At 45.4% G+C, this 17,114-nt stretch carries 13 protein-coding genes; 3 read left to right on the top strand and 10 right to left on the bottom strand.

From position 1 onward, the window contains the following. Nucleotides 1–145 precede the first annotated feature (145 nt). The 4 genes from PPO43_RS15395 to PPO43_RS15380 are packed head-to-tail and all read right to left on the bottom strand — an operon-like array spanning nucleotide 146 to nucleotide 3,696. Nucleotides 146–727 (bottom strand): hypothetical protein, encoded by a 582-nt coding sequence (locus PPO43_RS15395; protein WP_272619411.1) that lies wholly within the window; start codon nucleotides 725–727, stop codon nucleotides 146–148. A gap of 6 nt (nucleotides 728–733) precedes the next feature. After that, the gene (locus tag PPO43_RS15390; RefSeq protein WP_272619409.1) at nucleotides 734–1,825 is read right to left on the bottom strand and encodes a GNAT family N-acetyltransferase; all 1,092 of its coding nucleotides are present in this window, start codon (nucleotides 1,823–1,825) and stop codon (nucleotides 734–736) included. A gap of 1 nt (nucleotide 1,826) precedes the next feature. Next, nucleotides 1,827–2,669 (bottom strand): tetratricopeptide repeat protein, encoded by an 843-nt coding sequence (locus tag PPO43_RS15385; RefSeq protein WP_272619407.1) that lies wholly within the window; start codon nucleotides 2,667–2,669, stop codon nucleotides 1,827–1,829. A gap of 10 nt (nucleotides 2,670–2,679) precedes the next feature. Further along, a complete protein-coding gene (locus tag PPO43_RS15380; protein WP_272619405.1) occupies nucleotides 2,680–3,696 on the bottom strand; it encodes a helix-turn-helix transcriptional regulator in 1,017 nt (338 codons plus the stop codon). 870 nt (nucleotides 3,697–4,566) lie between these two features. Between PPO43_RS15380 and PPO43_RS15375 the strand changes: the two genes are divergently transcribed. Continuing rightward, a complete protein-coding gene (locus PPO43_RS15375; protein WP_272619403.1) occupies nucleotides 4,567–5,685 on the top strand; it encodes a DUF4856 domain-containing protein in 1,119 nt (372 codons plus the stop codon). 94 nt (nucleotides 5,686–5,779) lie between these two features. Then, nucleotides 5,780–6,871 carry an imelysin family protein gene (locus PPO43_RS15370; protein ID WP_272619401.1) on the top strand — a complete coding sequence of 364 codons (1,092 nt, stop codon included), beginning with the start codon at nucleotides 5,780–5,782 and terminating at the stop codon, nucleotides 6,869–6,871. A 450-nt stretch (nucleotides 6,872–7,321) separates the two neighbouring features. On the opposite strand, the gene PPO43_RS15365 is transcribed toward PPO43_RS15370, so the two are convergent. From PPO43_RS15365 to PPO43_RS15340, 6 genes are all read right to left on the bottom strand, one after another. After that, nucleotides 7,322–8,329: a pirin family protein gene (locus PPO43_RS15365; RefSeq protein WP_272619399.1), complete on the bottom strand. Its 1,008-nt coding sequence runs from the start codon at nucleotides 8,327–8,329 to the stop codon at nucleotides 7,322–7,324. Nucleotides 8,330–8,459: 130 nt separating this feature from the next. Next, on the bottom strand, nucleotides 8,460–10,658 hold the full coding sequence (locus PPO43_RS15360; protein ID WP_272619397.1) for an OmpA family protein: 2,199 nt from the start codon (nucleotides 10,656–10,658) through the stop codon (nucleotides 8,460–8,462). Nucleotides 10,659–10,995: 337 nt separating this feature from the next. After that, nucleotides 10,996–11,412 carry a 6-pyruvoyl trahydropterin synthase family protein gene (locus tag PPO43_RS15355; RefSeq protein ID WP_272619395.1) on the bottom strand — a complete coding sequence of 139 codons (417 nt, stop codon included), beginning with the start codon at nucleotides 11,410–11,412 and terminating at the stop codon, nucleotides 10,996–10,998. Nucleotides 11,413–11,472: 60 nt separating this feature from the next. Then, nucleotides 11,473–12,498 (bottom strand): acyl-CoA reductase, encoded by a 1,026-nt coding sequence (locus PPO43_RS15350; protein WP_272619393.1) that lies wholly within the window; start codon nucleotides 12,496–12,498, stop codon nucleotides 11,473–11,475. 340 nt (nucleotides 12,499–12,838) lie between these two features. After that, complete coding sequence (locus PPO43_RS15345) at nucleotides 12,839–13,630, bottom strand: hypothetical protein (RefSeq protein ID WP_272619391.1); 792 nt, start codon at nucleotides 13,628–13,630, stop codon at nucleotides 12,839–12,841. After that, a complete protein-coding gene (locus PPO43_RS15340) occupies nucleotides 13,630–15,909 on the bottom strand; it encodes an ATP-dependent helicase (protein ID WP_442985462.1) in 2,280 nt (759 codons plus the stop codon). The genes PPO43_RS15345 and PPO43_RS15340 overlap by 1 nt, the downstream gene beginning before the upstream one ends. A 568-nt stretch (nucleotides 15,910–16,477) precedes the next feature. On the opposite strand from PPO43_RS15340, the gene PPO43_RS15335 reads away from it, so the two are divergent. Continuing rightward, entirely contained in the window at nucleotides 16,478–17,101 is a 624-nt protein-coding gene (locus PPO43_RS15335; protein ID WP_272619387.1) for a hypothetical protein, read from the top strand. The last annotated feature ends 13 nt before the right edge of the window (nucleotides 17,102–17,114 follow it).

Here is a 17,114-nt window from a genome sequence, read left to right as displayed (position 1 = left end):
CCGAGCAGACCTGCGAGCCCCGCAGCATAGCGGCGGCCGACCTAGGCAAAGCCTAGCCGGCCGCGGGCCCCAAATCCTTCTATAGAATAATAGGCACTCCCTTAAACAAGAAAGTGCCTATTATTTGCAAGAAAAAGTTGAGGGACTAAAAAGAATTCCCCCAATCTAAGCGGAGGCCTAGTTGAAAACCGTTTAGTTCGCCTCTCCAATGATAGCGAAAGAAGAGGCCTAGGGCTCGAATTTGATCGCTTTTTGTGCTAATTGCGGCCAAGTCACTGCTCAATTCGACTAAATGCTGCTGGGAAATAGCTGTGGGTGAAGCTGAAAAAACACCTGCTTGTTGCCAAATTTGGCCAGCGGCTAAAGAGCAGCGCCAGGCCATACTGTGTTGGCGCCAAAGGGGAAAAGCGAGTCGAAAGGAAACGGGAGTTTGCCAGGCGCCCATCCCTTTATATTCTGCAGTATTGAGGTGAAAAGGCAAAAATTCTATCTGGCCATCGAGTTCGAGGCTGAGGCGGCGGGCATTGCCCAACCAAAGCCCAAGACCTAGAGAAGGCAGCAAGTTTAGGATTTGCCCCTCACTATCATTTTTTTGATAGCGTTGATCGAGGCCCATCTTTTGGCAATTGTATAAATTGAGGCCTAATTGCAACTTATAACCCAGCTGAATTTGCGCTTTTAGGCCAAAGCTGCTCATGAAAAAAAGGAGTAAAAAACAAAAACGCATATAATTTTAAGTAAAAGCGGCATCGCCATCGCCATCCTGAATAGAAAAAGGCCTTCCCCCCAAGGTTTCGGCTAAAGGATGTGTAATAATGTAATGTCTTACTTGGGGGCGCCGGCCTAAAAATGGCCATTTATTGGCCTGTAAAGCCGCAACGAGCTGTTCTTGATAAGTGGTCAGATAAATTACTCGTTTTTGGCGCATCCAAAATAGCAGTGCGCGAATGAGCTCCTTAGCATCAGCCTTGGGCATAAAGACATAAGGCAGGCGCAGATGACCGTCTCGCAACAAATACAAAACTACTGCTTTTAGAGTTTGGCCCTCATAAAAATAGAGATAGCCATTATCCAGACTTTTGGCTTTGCTGGAGAAATAATAGCGTTGGGAAGCCTCATCTTCTGGCCCTTCTTGCAGCCAAGGATAATTTAATATCCACTCCAAATCTTTGGAGCCACGAAGAAAGCCCTCTTTTGGCTCGCTCAATAGGTTATTGGATTCGGATCGCCATTTTTCGTCTGATTCGCAGCGATATTTTCCTTTGGCCAAAAAGAGCATTCGCATATTTTGGGGTGCAAAAGACAATTGTTCTAGCAAATTGAAAATGGGCAAATACGCTCGCCATTTTTCGGGATCTTTTTTGGGCAGCACCTTGGCTAGAGGGCTATACAAATAAACGCGAAGGCCCTTGAGTTGAGCTAAATCTTGGAAATAGCCACTTTTGTCGTAGAGTCCTTTGGCTGCGGGAGTAAATTCCGTAATCACTAGACGGCCCGACCAAGCGGTATACATTTGTTCCAAAAGCGATTTAGCTAAACCTCTTCCCCGCATATTAGGATCAATCCAAAGGCAGGACAGCCAAGCAAAGCGCTCCTCTCCTACTTTTCCCTGCAAACGATTGGGCAGCGCCCCCAAATAGCCCACTAAATGCCCATCTTCCTCCGCCAAAACGAGTAAAACGTCATCAGCTTCTGCTTGGGGGTTTGCGGCATGAGAAGCGCCACGAATTTGGCTAATAGCAATTGGCCCAGCCCCAGCAAAACTGGGGTCCTGGGCCAAAAAACTGCTCATTTCTCTTTGTCGAATATGTCTATAAACAATCATCTTAAGAATTTTGAGCGCAGTATTCTGCTTGTAGTTCAGCGGCATCCTCATCCCCTGCATCTGCTGCTTTTTGCAAATAGCCACAAGCCTCCTCGGTTTCTTGCATATTGAGCGCCATAACAGCGGCCAAATAATAGAAATCGCGTTGGGTGGGATCTAAATTCAATGCTTTTCGACAAGCATCCAAGGCCAGAGCGTCTTCTGATTGTTCGCTGAGAATAAGTGCATAAGTATAATAGTAATTGGCATTCTTATCATCCATGCGTAGGGCCAATTCGGCTTCTTTTCGAGCCCCTTTCATATTGCCCAAACTGTAGTAAATATTGGCCAACTTATCTCTAAAATCGGGACGTTGAGGTTGCAGACGCAAAAAGGCCTGATAATCATCTAATGCTCCCAAGGTATCTCCTTGCTGTAAATGCAAGTCGCCTAAAAGTGAGTGAAGACTTGGGTTTTCGGGATTGATTTCTACGGCTTTTCGCAAAGCCGGCAGTGCCAAATCAAATTGTTGTTGCTCGGCGTAAATGACCGCCTGCGCATGATAATACTTAGCCCGCCCCCCTTCTAACTTAATTGCTTGAGCATAATCCGCTAAAGCCTCCTTGTAGCGGTCCATATCATAAAGTACTCGCCCCCTTTCATAGTAAAATTCGGGTTCTTCAGGAGCCGTTTCGATAGCAGCGGTGTACAAGACATAAGCTGTATCAAACTTGCCGTGATTGTGTTTTTCTTGAGCTAGATAAAAGTATTCTAGGCTAGAAAAGTTTGGTCCGTCTGCCGATGGCAAATCTAAATTGCAGGCGCTAAGGCCAAAAATTAAAAGTAAAAAGCTAAATAATCGCATAAGGTTAAGTTTATTGTTTGTAGCGGTCTACTGCCTCTTGGAGGCGATGCTGCAATAAGTTTCTTAAAGAGGTTGGAGATAAAACCACGTATTTTTCGGCAGCCATCAAAAGTTGTTGTTGTAGCTCATAATTGGGCTGCAACTCCAAACTAATTACTATACTTCCATCTGCTCGGCGCTCCAACAGTTTTTGAGAAGCATGAATCGGCTTACTTTCCGTATAAGGCACTTGCTCCGCAGCCACCCAAAGCTGAATTAACTCTTTTTTTTGATGTTCATCTCGAGATACCCCAAGAATATCTTTAAAGAAATCCTCTTCCCAATCTATCTCGACTTTTTTGTACGGAAAAATACTTTCCTCTAATTTTTGGATGCGATCTAAAGCCAAATTGCGGTAATCAAAATCTTGCTGTTCCGACCGACCAAAAACAAACCATCGCTTATTATACTGTTTGAGCAACTGCGGATGAAAAGTAAATTGCTCTTCTTTGGCCTCCTCTTCAAAACTTTGATAACAGACCGACAAGCAGTATTTTTCTTTTATAGCTGTAAACAAAGGCCGCAAATGCTCTAAACCCTGATAATCCTTATTTTCATCAAAAAAAATGATCGCCGCTTGCTCGGGACGAGCATACCCCAGCTTCTGTTTCATCTTGGGCAAAAGTTCTGTCAACCAATTAAAGTCCTGAAAACTTTCCAAGCGCTCCAAAATGTTCAGAGCATCTTCCAATTGCGCATTTTCCTTGGGCCCCAAGGGCGTTTTATGAATCGAGAAATCAATGGGATCATAACGCATGTATACTTTATGCCCCTTGCGCAAGCGCTTAATTGGCGCCCGATAGCCCAACTCGCTTTCCATATGCTTAATGTCACAATAAATCTGACTACGCCCCACCTTTGTCCCCTCATCAGCCAATGCCTCATTCACGGCATCTATGAGGTCCTGAATAAAATACTTGCGATGGGGATTTCCAAAACAACTATTGAGCACCTGATAACGTAAAAGTGCATTTTTATTGATGGGCATAAGGATTTCTTTTAATTTCTCTCCAAAATAAGGAATTGTTTCCAGATAAAATGGACAGCCTAGCCTTTCTTTTGTTTTCAATTATCTATGGCCTCCCCTAAAACTGCAAAAGGTTCAAGTTTTTTCTTGGACCTTTGTTTATTTTTTGGGGCCTGCCGCCTGCGGCGGCCGGGCCCTTGCAGGGCTCGCAGGTCTGCTCGGCCCTGCGCCAGCAAGCTGGCTGGGTCTGCCGCTGCGCGGCACCCTTGCAGGCCCCTAGGCCGAATGGAAGTTCTGCGCTTCGGCCATCCTTTGATAAAAATTTTAGGCTAGTCAAGGCATTTTTTAAAGGCATAGCCCTAGCTATGGGGGAGAAAAATAACGCAGAATAGCAAGAAATTAAAGCAAAGGATAGAAGTGGCAGGGCTTTCATTTGGCCTTTGCCTGCGGCGGCTTCGCCGCCTGCTAGCTGTGGCTGCAGGTTGAAACCAGCAGCCAATTTAGGTACAGCACAGCTAGCTCCTCACCAACAATTGGCCTGCAGCTTAAAAGCCGCAGGACCTGAAAACCAAATATATCCTTCCCACAAACAAAGCAGGGACTTTTAAGCCGCTGCGGCAAGAAAGACCAAGGCCCAACAAAAATGGCTGCGGCCTTTAGGCTGCAGACAAACGGCCTAGCGATGTGTAGGGGTGGCCGCAGGCCAGACCCAGCCAGCTTGCTGGCGCAGGGCCGAGCGAGCAGCGAGCCCCGAAACGTAGCGCCGCAGCGAAGCTGCGGAGGCCCCAAAACCACCTCCTTTTAAAAAAACCTTATTTTTATTTGGAATTAGTTTAGATAAGCATAAATTTGCGGCTGTTAAGTTATTCTTATCATAAAAATATAACCACTATGAATTTAGCGAGCTTGAAACAAGCCCTACTTATTTTGGCCGTTTTTGGCTTTAGTCTTAGCTCTTGTAAAAAAGACGATAACAGCTATGATGTCCCCGAAACTTACAGCTTTGAAAACGTAAGTTATAGTGGACAAACGGACCGCCTAGATATGTTGGGCGAACTAGCCGCTTATGCCAAATCTGCTAGCGCAGTAAGTGCAACTGCCTTGGATGCCAGCAGCATGAAAGATATGTTTAGCAATGCTAATGAGCCTTTTAGCTTAGCCGAACTCAATGCTAGTACAAAACAACTCAAAAGCAAAACGGTCGCTTCAGAACAAACCGTTTTGGAAAACTTAATGGATGCGCTTGCCTTGGCTAGTCTGTATACCGACAGTACCGCAAGTAGTGGACAAGCAGGGATTATGCAAACCAATGATGGTGCAAGCAGCTACTTGCTCAATGCCAATGGTTTGGAACTGGCCCAAGTGATTGAAAAAGGAATTATGGGCGCCTGCTTCTATTATCAGGCTACTGCTGTTTATATGGGCAGCGGAAAAATGGATGTAGATAACGAAACAGTTGTAGAAGGCGAAGGAACTGAGATGGAACACCACTGGGATGAGGCCTTTGGCTATTTTGGTGTACCTACCGACTACCCTAGCAATATCAATGGCATCCGCTTTTGGGGCAAATATGCCGACGGTAGCCGCGAAACTTATTTGAGCACAGGAACTAACCTAATGAATGCCTTGATTGAAGGCCGTGCCGCTATTTCTGCTCAAGATTTAGACGAACGCGATGCCCAAATTGCTATCGCTCGCGAACAATGGGAACTCGTTTTGGCTGGCGCTAGCGTTCACTACCTCAATAAAGCCATTGCCAACTTTAGCGAAGATGCTGCTGTCTTGCATCACGCTCTATCAGAAGCTTATGCCTTTGTTTATGGCCTACAGTTTGGCGGACAACAAAGCCTAAACACTACTGAAATCGACGCAATTTTGGTCCAAATTGGAAATAATGCCGATCCATTACAAGCCAACCTATACAACAGCAGCAGCGCTAACCTTCAAGCTGCAAAAACCGCTTTAGTCAATGCTTTTCCCGCATTAGCTAGCGTTCAAGACCAACTTTAAGAAAAGTTTTTTGTTTTTTGTTCATTCTCTTGACTGGTCGGCTCTTCGGACTCGGCCAGTTTTTTTATTTTAAGCAATTTACAACTATCGTTCTATGCTCAATTTCAAATGGCTTCAAGGAGGTTTATACCTAGCCGCCTTGGTTTTCACCCTCTCTAGCTGCGGCTCCGATACAGAAGATCCCTGCGCCGTAGAGTTTAATCAATTGGCCCTGCTCGAAAATGTAGCCGATAATTTTATTTCGCCCGCCTATAACAACCTACAAACTAAAGTAGACAGCCTAAATGATGCGGTAAATGCTTTTTGTGGACAGCCCGATGCCAGCAAGCTTCAGGCCCTCAAAAGCAGTTGGCTTTCCGCCTATATCGCTTTCCAAACAGCTAAAATCTATGAGTTTGGTCCAGCCGAAGATTATCAACTGCGCAGCAGCCTCAATAATTACCCTGTCTTTACGAGCCGCCTAGAGTATGCCGTTAGCAGCCAAACTTACAATCTCGAAATTGATTCTTTTGCCTATACTCGCGGCTTTCCTGCCCTCGATTATCTCCTACATCACGATAGCGAGGCCCAAATCTTAACAGAATTTGCCGATACGGCTCGCCAAAATTACCTTAAAGCAGTCAGTCAACAAATCAAGCAAAAAGTAGATTGGACCCAAGACGGTTGGAGCGCCTATGCCAATAGCTTCAAAACAACCGAAGGCCTAGCCGTGGGCAGCCCCCTCAGCCTTTTGGTCAATCAACTCAACCAAAATTACGAGCTCTTCAAAAACAATAAGTTGGGAACGCCCGTAGGCGCCAAAGTCAGCTATATCGCAGCGCCCGAAAAAACCGAGGCCTATTATAGCGGCCAATCGCTTATTTTGGCCCAAACTACCCTAAGTGCCAGTCAAGCCCTTTTTAATGGCGGCAATGGCCAAGGACTAGACGATTACCTAGACGCTACGGCAGTTCAAAAGGACGGTCGCCCACTTAGCCAACTCATCAATGAACAGTTTGATGCGGCCAACACGGCCCTCAATGCCCTAAATGGACAAAGCCTAGCCGATAATATCCGCAACAATTTTGAAGCCTGCAAAAGCGCTTATGCTCAGGCCCAAAACCAAGTGGTCTACCTCAAAACAGACCTTCCCGCTGTCCTTTGCATCAATATCACTTATGCTGATAATACCGACGATGGCGATTAAATAACTGTTTTTTGGGGCCTCCGCAGCTTCGCTGCGGCGCTACGTTTCAGGGCTCGCTGCTCGCTCGGCCCTGCGCCAGCAAGCTGGCTGGGTCTGGCCTGCGGCCACCCTTGCAGGCCCCTAGGCCGAATGGAAGTTCTGCGCTTCGGCCATCCTTTGATAAAAATTTCAGGCTAGTCAAGGCATTTTTTAAAGGCATAGCCCTAGCTATGGGGGAGAAAAATAACGCAGAATAGCAGGAAATTAAAGCAAAGGATAGAAGTGGCAGGGCTTTCATTTGGCCTTTGCCTGCGGCCCTTCGGGCCTGTAGGATGGAGATATATACCTTGGGTTGAAACCTACAGCAATAGCGGTATTAGTTCGCAGGGCTAAAACCCTAATAAAATACGATCTGGGCCAGTAAACTTAGAGCAACAAAAATGGCCCGCCTAAATAGGCGGGCCATTTTGCTTAGTCCAATCGTTCTTCCCGACCATCGGCATGGCGAGCAAAACGTTCTTTTTTGAGACCAAAATGGTGCTCATCTTCGGGCCAAGGCCAAGTTCCAAACTTCCCAGCTCGATAATCCTGAAAAGCTTGCTGTAAACGCTCTGGAGAATCCATAACAAAAGGCCCTCTTTGCCAAACGGGCTCCTCAATAGGAGGCGCTTGTAAATACAAGAGTTTGGCGCCTTGGGCTCCAGCCACTAGCTCCAACTCTTCTTGGGCCAACCAACTCATGTAATGCCTAGCGGGCATTCGTTGTCCATTCACTTGAATATCTCCTCCCTCATATAAGTATAAGCGGCCCCAGCTTTCTGTAGAACTAGCTTTTGGAAGTGTAAATTTAGCTCCAGCCTCCAAATCTACTCGTAAGACCATAAAGTCTGAAGACTTTTGACTGGCCCAAGAGACCTCTGGCGGCTTGGGCGCTTTATGCTCCCCAAACTGTCCTGCCCAAAGCCGAAAACGAGCCCCCTGCTCTTCTTTCTCTACCAATTGATGCGACCAAAACATTTTGTACTGAGGATCCACCATCTTTTGCTTACTCGGCAAGTTGAGCCAGATTTGGAACAAACGCAAAGGGTTATCCTTTTCCTGATCCACCAAGGGAAACATTTCTGAATGCAATAGCCCACGACCAGCAGTTAGCCATTGTAGGTCACCAGCACTATATCGACCAGCTCCTCCATGAGAGTCTGTATGGTCCACCCAGCCCTTTTCTACAATGGTTAGGGTCTCAAATCCACGATGCGGATGGTAGGGAAAACCTGGAATTTGTTGGCCGTGATACATCCGCCAATTAGCAGCAGGATTAAAATCACTGCCCATTTGTCGCCCTTTTAGGCTACTGCTTGCAGGACCTAAATTTGCTTGTCCCTTAGGATAGTGATCTTCATGATAAGCACAAAATATAAAGGGATCTTGCGCAGGCCAAGGACCAGCTTGCGGCAAGGGATAAAATTTCATCTTCTTCATAGCTATTTTTAATTCTTGTAGGTACATCTATTAAAGACTAAAAATAGAAAAAAGTTGAGTTGAAGGCATAAAAAAGCCCTCCATAGAGGGCTTAAAAATTTCTTATTAAATATTAATTATTACTAAGCAATTAAAAATTAGGGCTTAATGTACGTAACTCTGTAAAGCTAATGGGCCGATAAGTTAGGGTTTGCTGGGCCAAGTCTTCAGGATAAGCAGTAATTTGAGCGAATTCAATTCCTCCATTTTCGCGAATACGCAAAGCCGTAATGCTCATTTTTTCGCTGCGGGCTACTTGTCCAGGAGTTTGATAGCTGCCTGTTTCTTTATTATAATACATAGCCATCAACCCACGGGTTTTGCTAAAGCTAGTACTCACTTTCTCTCTCGCTATGTTCTGAAGTTCTGGAGCGGCGATTTGGGCCAACATTTTTTCCTCTTCTTTTAATTTAATAAAGCGATCACAGTTAATCCAGCCCAAGCGATTAATCGGCATACTGTTGAGGATGCGGCGAGTTTGGAAACTGGGAGAAATCAGCCCTCTTTCTGTTTTTTCATCAATGACCTTCTCATAAATCAGGTCCATTTTTTCTACGACCTTTTGCAATTCCTTAGCCTGTTGGTTAAAGCCCGTAATAGATAGTACCTCATTGTAGTTGGCAATCATTTTATTAAGCATATCCGCATGATGATACACCTTATGAAGACGCTCACTAGTCTCCAGAGCCAATCTACTTTGCAGACTTCGCTCCTCTCGGCTTTGGATGACGAAAAGGTCCCGCATTACATCATTACGAAGTTCATTTAATTTATAGTTTCTATTGAAGCTATAATTAGCACTAATACACTTTTTAAGCGAACTAGCCAATTGAAGGAATATAGCCGGTTGATTAGCCTCCTTTTCTAAGGTCAAAAGGGTTTGTACTTCTTCTTCAAAGCCCAATTGCTTGCATTCCTCCATCAAGTAATCTTGATAGCGTTGTAGTTGTTTTGTGTTTCCAATAAGGCCCACTAGGCTTTCATTAAAAGCAACAGACCATTTAAAATCGAGTAGCCATTGGTTTATTTCTGCTCCTTGTCTTTTTGCTATTTCAATCAATAAATTGATACTATCTTGTTGAGCAGAATAAGCGGCCATCTTACTCTCATATTGGATTAGAGCCTGTTCATAACGTTTTTGGGCTTGCTCATAAGTTTTAGTTCGGCCTTCATTGATTTTCCCAATGCGTAGTCGGTATTTCTCCGCCTTTTTAACTAAGCCTGCAATACGGCCCTCATATTTTTTATCGCTTTCAAAGCGCTTCTTAGGGTTTTCGCTGCGAATGGCCGATTCATCTACTACAGGCAATTCTATGTATTCTAGTGGCGCCACTTCTCTAGGCTTTTGGGGTAAAGATAAAAGGTACCCAATTTTAGGCATTAGCGGCTCGGCAATTAGGCGGATAGAGTCTAGGTCAAGTAGATGAAATTTAAAGCTGGGCGGATCCTTCTCAAAATTATAGCTTTTGACTTTGGTCCCTGAAGCTTCCCAAACAATATCTTCTGTAGTTTGACTAATGTCTCTATCAGCATAAAAGACTTGCATGCCTTCATTTAGCGGTTCATCTGAGGGAAGGCGAAGATTAAGGCTAGCTTTGGGGGCCAGTTGTAAGTCTTTCTTATTGAGATCTTGGGCCTGAATATTCACCATGCCGCCTGTTTCAATCAATTCATGTCCAGGCGCTAGGGTTTGTAGGTTTTGCATCCACATATCGTTAAGACTAAGGGCTTCGCGCAGCTCGATTTTCACTTTGTCCTCTACTACAGCTTGGCCATTGGCCCGAACAAAACTGCCTGCGGGGATAAACAACTGGCTTCCGTTGGCGCCAATAATGAGGGTATCTCTATTGGGATTGATCCAGAACTCTTGCTTCATGCGTTGGTCCATAAAGCTATAGAACTCCTCCCAGTTTTTGGGCTGAAAGGCCTGCAAACGGACCTCTACTCTTCGATTTTCGGCCCAATCGCCTTCTTGCAGTTCTCCCTTAGCTGTTAGCGAAAAGCTAGCGGTTTTCAAGCCTTTTGCTTCTAGGAACTTGGCCACAGCCTGGGCTCTTCTTCGGGCGAGGTCTTCATTATAGCTCAGGCTACCCACTTCATCGCAAAAGCCTTTGAGGTCCAAAACAAGATCGGGATATTCTTGGCTTTGGGCCAAGAGCTGTTCTAACTTTGCTTTTGCTTTTTTCGTCAATTGAGCTTGGCCCGATTCAAAGTAAACGGACTGCTCAAAATTTTGGGCAAAAGCGGAGAAACTCAGGCTGGCGAGGAGAACAAAAAGGATATTTCTCATAATGGCTTAGGATTTTGTTTTGGAAAAGAGCATTTAACTGCGCATCTGTTCTTTTAATCTCTTTTTGGTCCAAAGGTTACGACCAAGAATTCTATTTTTTAAAAAAGAGGAGCCGAAAAGTTAAATTCCTGAGGGGTTTCAACCTACAGTATGGCCTAGCGATGTGTAGCAGTGCGGCGAAGCCGCAGACCGAGGCCGCTAAGGCCGCAGGGCCGAGCAGACCTGCGAGCTGCGAAACGTAGCGCCGCAAGGCGAAGCCGCAGCGGAGGCCCCAAAAAAAAAAACCAGCTGATGAAAATAATCATCAACTGGCTTTATAGCTTATGTATAGCCTAATTTACTCGCCGAAATACTCGCAGTAAATTTTTGGGGTCTCTTGTAATTTCACGCAATGTAGTTGGCAGTTTTCGGGCAGGAAGGGCGCCAACTCTTGCCAGATATAGTAAACCAAATTTTCGGTTGTGGGCAATACGCCCTCGGGCAAAAAGTTGGGGTCCATATTCATATTGGAGTGGTCCAGAATGTCGGTTACTTTTTCGCGCATGAGTTTGGCCAGCACCTTGGCATCCATAAGGAAGCCCGTCACGGGATCGGGTTGGCCCTTGAGGGTTACCCAAAGCTCGTAATTATGGCCATGAAAGTTTTTGTTGGCGCATTTTCCAAACATTCTAAAGTTCTTTTCTTCGCTCCAGCTAGGCACCCAAAGTTGGTGGGCCGCATTAAAACTTTCTCTTCTACTGAGGTATACAAGCATATTGCATCTCCTTTTTGGCCCATTTGAGAAACAGTCAAGGGGCCTTTTTATCAAATAAAATTATAGGCCTAGCAAGAAGGCTAGGGTATCTTTTCCGTCGGCAAAATTGGTCCATTTGGGCTGCTGTGCCTGCCCAAAAGCCACTGAGGGGCGCTCAATGGGAAGCTTCTGATTCAATAAAACCTGAATTTTGTCCCAATGTTCGGCTAATTTTTGTTCTAGATCCTCTAAATCGCTATAAAACTCATAATGCAGACTCGCAATTCTGGATTCTAGGGCGGGCAAGGGCAAAAGCGAAAGCACCGCATTCACATAATGTTCTTGGCCATTGAGCAAGTACAAAGAGCGGTTATAGTCGTAATTATTGCGGTATTTGCTATGGTGTTCTAGGGGCGTAAAAGCCTCTAGGCGCTGCATAAACTGCTCAAACTTGAAGTCTTCGGGCACATAAATTTTGGCCACAGAGCGGCAGCCCAAACCAAAATAATCGAAGATATCGCGACCTAGGGCCAAGATTTCCTCCTCCGTTTCATCTCCAGATAAGACCGCTACAGACTTGCGATTTTTGCGGATAATATGCGGCTTTTTGCTAAAATAATGTTCAAAATAACGGGCTGAATTATCGCTGCCCGTAGCAATCACCGCATCAAAATTCTTAAGCTGATCGACCACCTCAAAATAGGGTTCAATAGCGGGTTGCTGCTGCTTCCAAAGGGCCAAAAGAGCCGGAATCAAAACGGCGTCCTTAGACGAATACTTAATTAGGGCCTTATGTCCCGCCAAAAAACAAAGCAAAATATCTTTGATACCCACCATAGGAATATTGCCAGCCAAAACCAGCCCCACTCGCTTACTAATAGGATAATCTTCTGGCTGATAATTGGCCAAAAAAGCGTTGAGCTCCGCCTCCGCCAAATAGTTATTGATTAAGGCATCCAAAGCTTTTTGGCTATCCTCCGCCCGAAACCAACCATTTTGTCGATAAGCCAAAGGGAAATGTTTCCGCATTTCTCCCTGCCCATATTCAGAGGCCAACAATTGCCCCAAATCAATTAGCGCTTGCTTGCGCGCCGCAAAATCCATCATGCTCTATTTTTAATATGTGTTCGGCGCAAAGTTCGCAAAAAAAAAGAGCTAGAACGAATAAGTTATTTAAAATATGTTTTGAAGGCTGTTGTTTTGGGGCCTCCTGCCTGCGGCAGGCGCTACGTTCCGCAGCTCGCTGTTACTTGCTTCGCTGCGTCGGCTCCCGTTGGTCGGGTCGCTCGGCCCTGCGGCCTAACGGCCTTGGTCTGCGGCTTCGCCGCACTGCTACACATCGCTAGGCCTGCGGCGGCTTCGCCGCCTGCTAGCTGTTAAAATAAATGGCATAAAAAAGGCCCAAAACTTAGGTTTTGAGCCAGAAAGAAGGGCCTTAAATCATAATTTAAACCTTCAGGTCTTGCTCTCTAAGCACATAACTAATTTTGCCTTTTTGCTCATCGATATCCAAGAAAAAGACGCCCTTATCATAAAGTTCATCTAAGCGATCTTGGGCCTCGTCTAGGCTGCTTTTGGTTTTTAGACAAAGTTGGCTAACGGTTAATTTGCCTCCATGTTCTATAGCCAATTTAAGCAGGCTAGCATCATCTAGTTCTATACGTTGCGCTTCAACTTCTTGAGCCAAACGGAAATTACCCTTGAGTTCTTGCTCCTTAAAGCTATAATAACGCTGTAAATTACTATCGTAATAGCTTTTGAGATAATCCAATTTCACCCATTCCTTAAGTAGTTTGCGGGCTTCGTTCAGTTCTAAATCAAAAACCCAGACTAATTCGGCAATATTGATTTCTCGACCAGAATGCAGGGGGCGGAAAGCCTCCAACAACTCTTTAGATGATTTATTGGCTGTAGATAAGGGCCGATCCAATTGCGGCAAATTGGCCTTGAGTTGATACATCACTTGATCGGAACCATCATAAAGCGTACGGAAAGCGGCTAGATTCATCCAAGCTTGCATCCGCATACTCAACTCCATAGAAGTCAATGAAGACATCGTTTGAAGCTGAGGAATGCTCAGTACATAATTATTCATGGCAAAAGCCGCTAAAAACTCTCTATCCGATAATTTACTGAGCGATCGCTTTCTTGTGCGATTATAGTGGCGCAATAAAATATGTATAGAGAAAAAAGTAGTGACTACCATGACGGTAAGTAAAATTACGGCTAGTCTTCCCATTAGTCTACAATCATAAGTTTGGCGTATTTAAGCATAATGCGCTTTTCGCCAATTCGTTCACCAAATAAGATAGTGGCTACTTTCTTGTCGCCCCCATCCACTGCTATAATTTTGCCCTTGCCAAAACGCTCGTGCATCACTTTTACCCCAGGTAATAGCTTTTGCACAGGACTTGGCTGAAAATCTTTGATTTTCGGCAATTCACTTTTGCGTAATTGTCGGCCAGAATTGGCCATTGGGCGGCTATTTTGATAGCGATTTACACCAGAAACTGTTGCTCGATTCCCCATAGGTTGGGCCAAGGCCAAACAAGAAGGAGAAATCTCCTCTAAAAAGCGGCTGGAGTTGTTGTACTGCATTTTTCCAAAACGATAGCGACTAGAAGCATAAGATAACGTTAGGTATTGTTCGGCCCGAGTAATCGCCACATAAAACAAGCGGCGCTCTTCATCCGTAGCCGAACGGCTATCTTTAGCTTTTAAGGCCATAGTAGAAGGGAATAAATTCTCTTCTAGGCCCACAATATATACAGCGGGGAACTCCAAACCCTTGGCCGCATGTACCGACATCAACTTAACTCGATCGTTTTCATTCGCATCATTGTCAAAATCTGTAATTAGGGCAATATTCTGCAAATAACTGGTCAAGCTTTTATCCTGAACGTCATCAAGCAGCTCATCCACTTCATCCTCTTCTACAAAGGACTTGATTCCGTCCAATAGCTCCTGAACATTATCTACCCGAGCCTGCCCTTCTGCTGTTTTGTCCTTTTTGAGATGATCGTTAATGCCTGTCATCCGAACCACTCTTTTGGCCAACTCATAGGCATCATCATCTTCGGCCCAACGCTGAAAGGTTTCTATCATGGCCGCAAATTCTACCATAGAACGGCCAGCACGGCCCCCAATGCCCAATTGAGGAGCTGCTTTCAAGGCCTCCCATAGGCCCAAACCTCTTTCAGCCGCAGCAGCCCGAAGCTTAGTCAAGCTCGTATCGCCAATGCCTCGAACAGGGTAGTTGACAATTCTAGCCAAAGCTTCCTCATCCTTGGGGTTAATAATGGTCCGCAAATAAGAAAGGGTATCCTTTACTTCCTTGCGCTCATAAAAAGACATTCCCCCATAAACCTTATAAGCCAAACGCTTATTCTTCAAGGCTTCTTCAAATACTCTCGACTGCGCATTGACCCGATACAAAATCGCAAAGTCTTCATTCTTCAGATGTAAGCGATTTTTCATCTCTACAATAGACTCGGCCACCAAACGCGCCTCTTCCTTATCCGTCACGGCCCGCATCACCTTAATCTGCTCGCCCGTCCCCTTATCCGTAAAGATTTTCTTGCGAATCTGCTTGCTGTTATAAGCAATCACATCATTAGCCGCCTGCACAATATAATTGGTTGAACGGTAGTTTTGCTCCAATTTATACACCACTAGTTCGGGATAATCTCGCTCAAAATCCAAAATGTTCTGAATGGTCGCCCCCCGAAAAGCATAAATAGACTGCGCATCATCGCCTACCACACAAATATTTCTGGGACTGCCTGGATAATTCACCAACAACTGGATAATTCCATACTGCAAAGAGTTGGTATCCTGAAACTCATCTACCAAAACGTATTTAAATTTCTTGCGGTATTTTTCCACCACATTGTCGGGATTTTGCTCCAACAATCGGTGCATCTGATACAACAAATCATCAAAATCCATGGCACCAGATTGCGCACATTTCTTCACATAAAGGTCATATATTTTATAGATATAAGGCATTTTTGCCTGCTTGTCCTGCATAATTCGATCGGGATCGGTCGCATAAGCCTGAGGCGAAACCAATTGGTTTTTAGCCATAGAAATCCGACTATAAACTCGATTGGCCACATATACTTTGGGGTCCAAACCCTGCGCCTTAATAATGGCCGTGATTGCACTTTTGGCATCTGAGGCGTCATAAATCGAAAAATTGGAGGGAAAACCAATTTTCTCAGCCTCCGAACGCAGAATCCGAGCAAAAATGGAGTGGAAAGTTCCCGCCCAAATTTGATTGGCCTTATCGCCAACTACCCCCGAAATCCGCTCTTTCATCTCTCGAGCAGCCTTGTTGGTAAAGGTAAGCGCCAAAATCTCCCAAGGCGGGATCCCTGTTTTGACCAAATGCGCAATGCGATAAGTCAATACCCGCGTTTTTCCCGATCCAGGGCCAGCAATCACCAGCAAAGGGCCGTTGATATGCGTGACCGCCTTATATTGTATATCGTTTAATCCTGATAAATAATCACTCATTTTTTCTTTCTTCTCGGTTTGCAAAAACAATCTGCTCCTCAAATGTCTGTTATTTTTTGGGGCGTTACTCCCTCTGGTCGTCGAACTGCGGCTTGCGCCTTGTTGTCTGCCTGCGGCAGGCGCTACGTTTCGGGGCTCGCTATTACTTGCTTCGCTGCGTCGGCTCCCGTTGGTCGGGTCGCTCGGCCCTTCGCCAGCTTCGCTGGCTCGGTCTGGCCTTCGGCCACCCCTCCACATCGCTAGGCCTGCGGGGCGCGTCGCGCGCCGGTCCAACCAAAGCCAGCAGATCAGCGCCCCTGCACATCGGTTACTCCCGTTGGTCGTCGAACTGCGCCCTAAAGGGCTTGTTGTGGCCTGCGGCTCGCTTCGCTCGCCTGCCCCAGCCAATTGGCCCAAGCCTTGATAGCTATGAACCTTCAAGCTCTAAAACTGTTTGGATAGACAGAATCAGCGCAAAGCTGGCCCAAAATTACGACCAATCCAATAAAAAAGCGACCCTAAAGGAAGCTACTTCCAAAAAAATATAGGTTTGCCTTATTCAAAAAAAAACTAGGATTTGCCAATATATATGAGTTTATGGAACCAAATAAAAGGGCTTTTTGGCGAAAACAGGCCCCAAACGCCTGAGTCTAAATGCCCTAGCGAAGAAACACTTATTCGACATGAGACACTGGACCGAAAGGAAAACTTTCTGACCTACTTTCAACAATGGTTGGCCTCTAACACCAAAGAGCAAATGCTCGATTGGCTTTATGCCCAATATCAAGACTATTGCTGCTGCGGCCAAGCCGAAGCCGCCATCCATTTTATGATTATCCCTTCTGTTAGCGGCTTTGTCATCCACTTTGACGAAGAACGCTGGCGCCCGATGGATTTTGAATGCCTCTTTGATTTTTTTAAGCAACAGTTTAAGCAAGGCGGCTACCGCCTACAATTAGCCGAGGTCAAGGTAACGGAAAGAGATGGCCTTGAGGAAGAAATGGCCCGCTATTACCTTAAACCTCCCAGAGAGTTTGGCCTGCCCTACGGCCATAAGATGGACCAAATTTTTGGTAATATTATGCTCACCTTATGCAAACTTAATGGACAAATGATTAACTTGAAGCTGAGCGCCACTTCTTACAATGATCACTTATATAAAGCCCCCAAAGACTTCTCGGCGCTGATGCAAGACATTTGTGAGGCTTATTAACTATCCTTCAACC

It is taken from the genome of Saprospira sp. CCB-QB6 (assembly GCF_028464065.1).
Lineage (GTDB): Bacteria > Bacteroidota > Bacteroidia > Chitinophagales > Saprospiraceae > Saprospira.
This window is presented reverse-complemented; position numbering and strand designations above follow the sequence as displayed.

What these genes read in the sequence shown, in the direction of transcription:
- PPO43_RS15395 (WP_272619411.1), bottom strand. Translation starts at nt 727, where the DNA reads ATGCGTTTTTGTTTTTTACTCCTTTTTTTCATGAGCAGCTTTGGCCTA.
- PPO43_RS15390 (WP_272619409.1), bottom strand. Translation starts at nt 1,825, where the DNA reads ATGATTGTTTATAGACATATTCGACAAAGAGAAATGAGCAGTTTTTTG.
- PPO43_RS15385 (WP_272619407.1), bottom strand. Translation starts at nt 2,669, where the DNA reads ATGCGATTATTTAGCTTTTTACTTTTAATTTTTGGCCTTAGCGCCTGC.
- PPO43_RS15380 (WP_272619405.1), bottom strand. Translation starts at nt 3,696, where the DNA reads ATGCCCATCAATAAAAATGCACTTTTACGTTATCAGGTGCTCAATAGT.
- PPO43_RS15375 (WP_272619403.1), top strand. Translation starts at nt 4,567, where the DNA reads ATGAATTTAGCGAGCTTGAAACAAGCCCTACTTATTTTGGCCGTTTTT.
- PPO43_RS15370 (WP_272619401.1), top strand. Translation starts at nt 5,780, where the DNA reads ATGCTCAATTTCAAATGGCTTCAAGGAGGTTTATACCTAGCCGCCTTG.
- PPO43_RS15365 (WP_272619399.1), bottom strand. Translation starts at nt 8,329, where the DNA reads ATGAAGAAGATGAAATTTTATCCCTTGCCGCAAGCTGGTCCTTGGCCT.
- PPO43_RS15360 (WP_272619397.1), bottom strand. Translation starts at nt 10,658, where the DNA reads ATGAGAAATATCCTTTTTGTTCTCCTCGCCAGCCTGAGTTTCTCCGCT.
- PPO43_RS15355 (WP_272619395.1), bottom strand. Translation starts at nt 11,412, where the DNA reads ATGCTTGTATACCTCAGTAGAAGAGAAAGTTTTAATGCGGCCCACCAA.
- PPO43_RS15350 (WP_272619393.1), bottom strand. Translation starts at nt 12,498, where the DNA reads ATGATGGATTTTGCGGCGCGCAAGCAAGCGCTAATTGATTTGGGGCAA.
- PPO43_RS15345 (WP_272619391.1), bottom strand. Translation starts at nt 13,630, where the DNA reads ATGGGAAGACTAGCCGTAATTTTACTTACCGTCATGGTAGTCACTACT.
- PPO43_RS15340 (WP_442985462.1), bottom strand. Translation starts at nt 15,909, where the DNA reads ATGAGTGATTATTTATCAGGATTAAACGATATACAATATAAGGCGGTC.
- PPO43_RS15335 (WP_272619387.1), top strand. Translation starts at nt 16,478, where the DNA reads ATGAGTTTATGGAACCAAATAAAAGGGCTTTTTGGCGAAAACAGGCCC.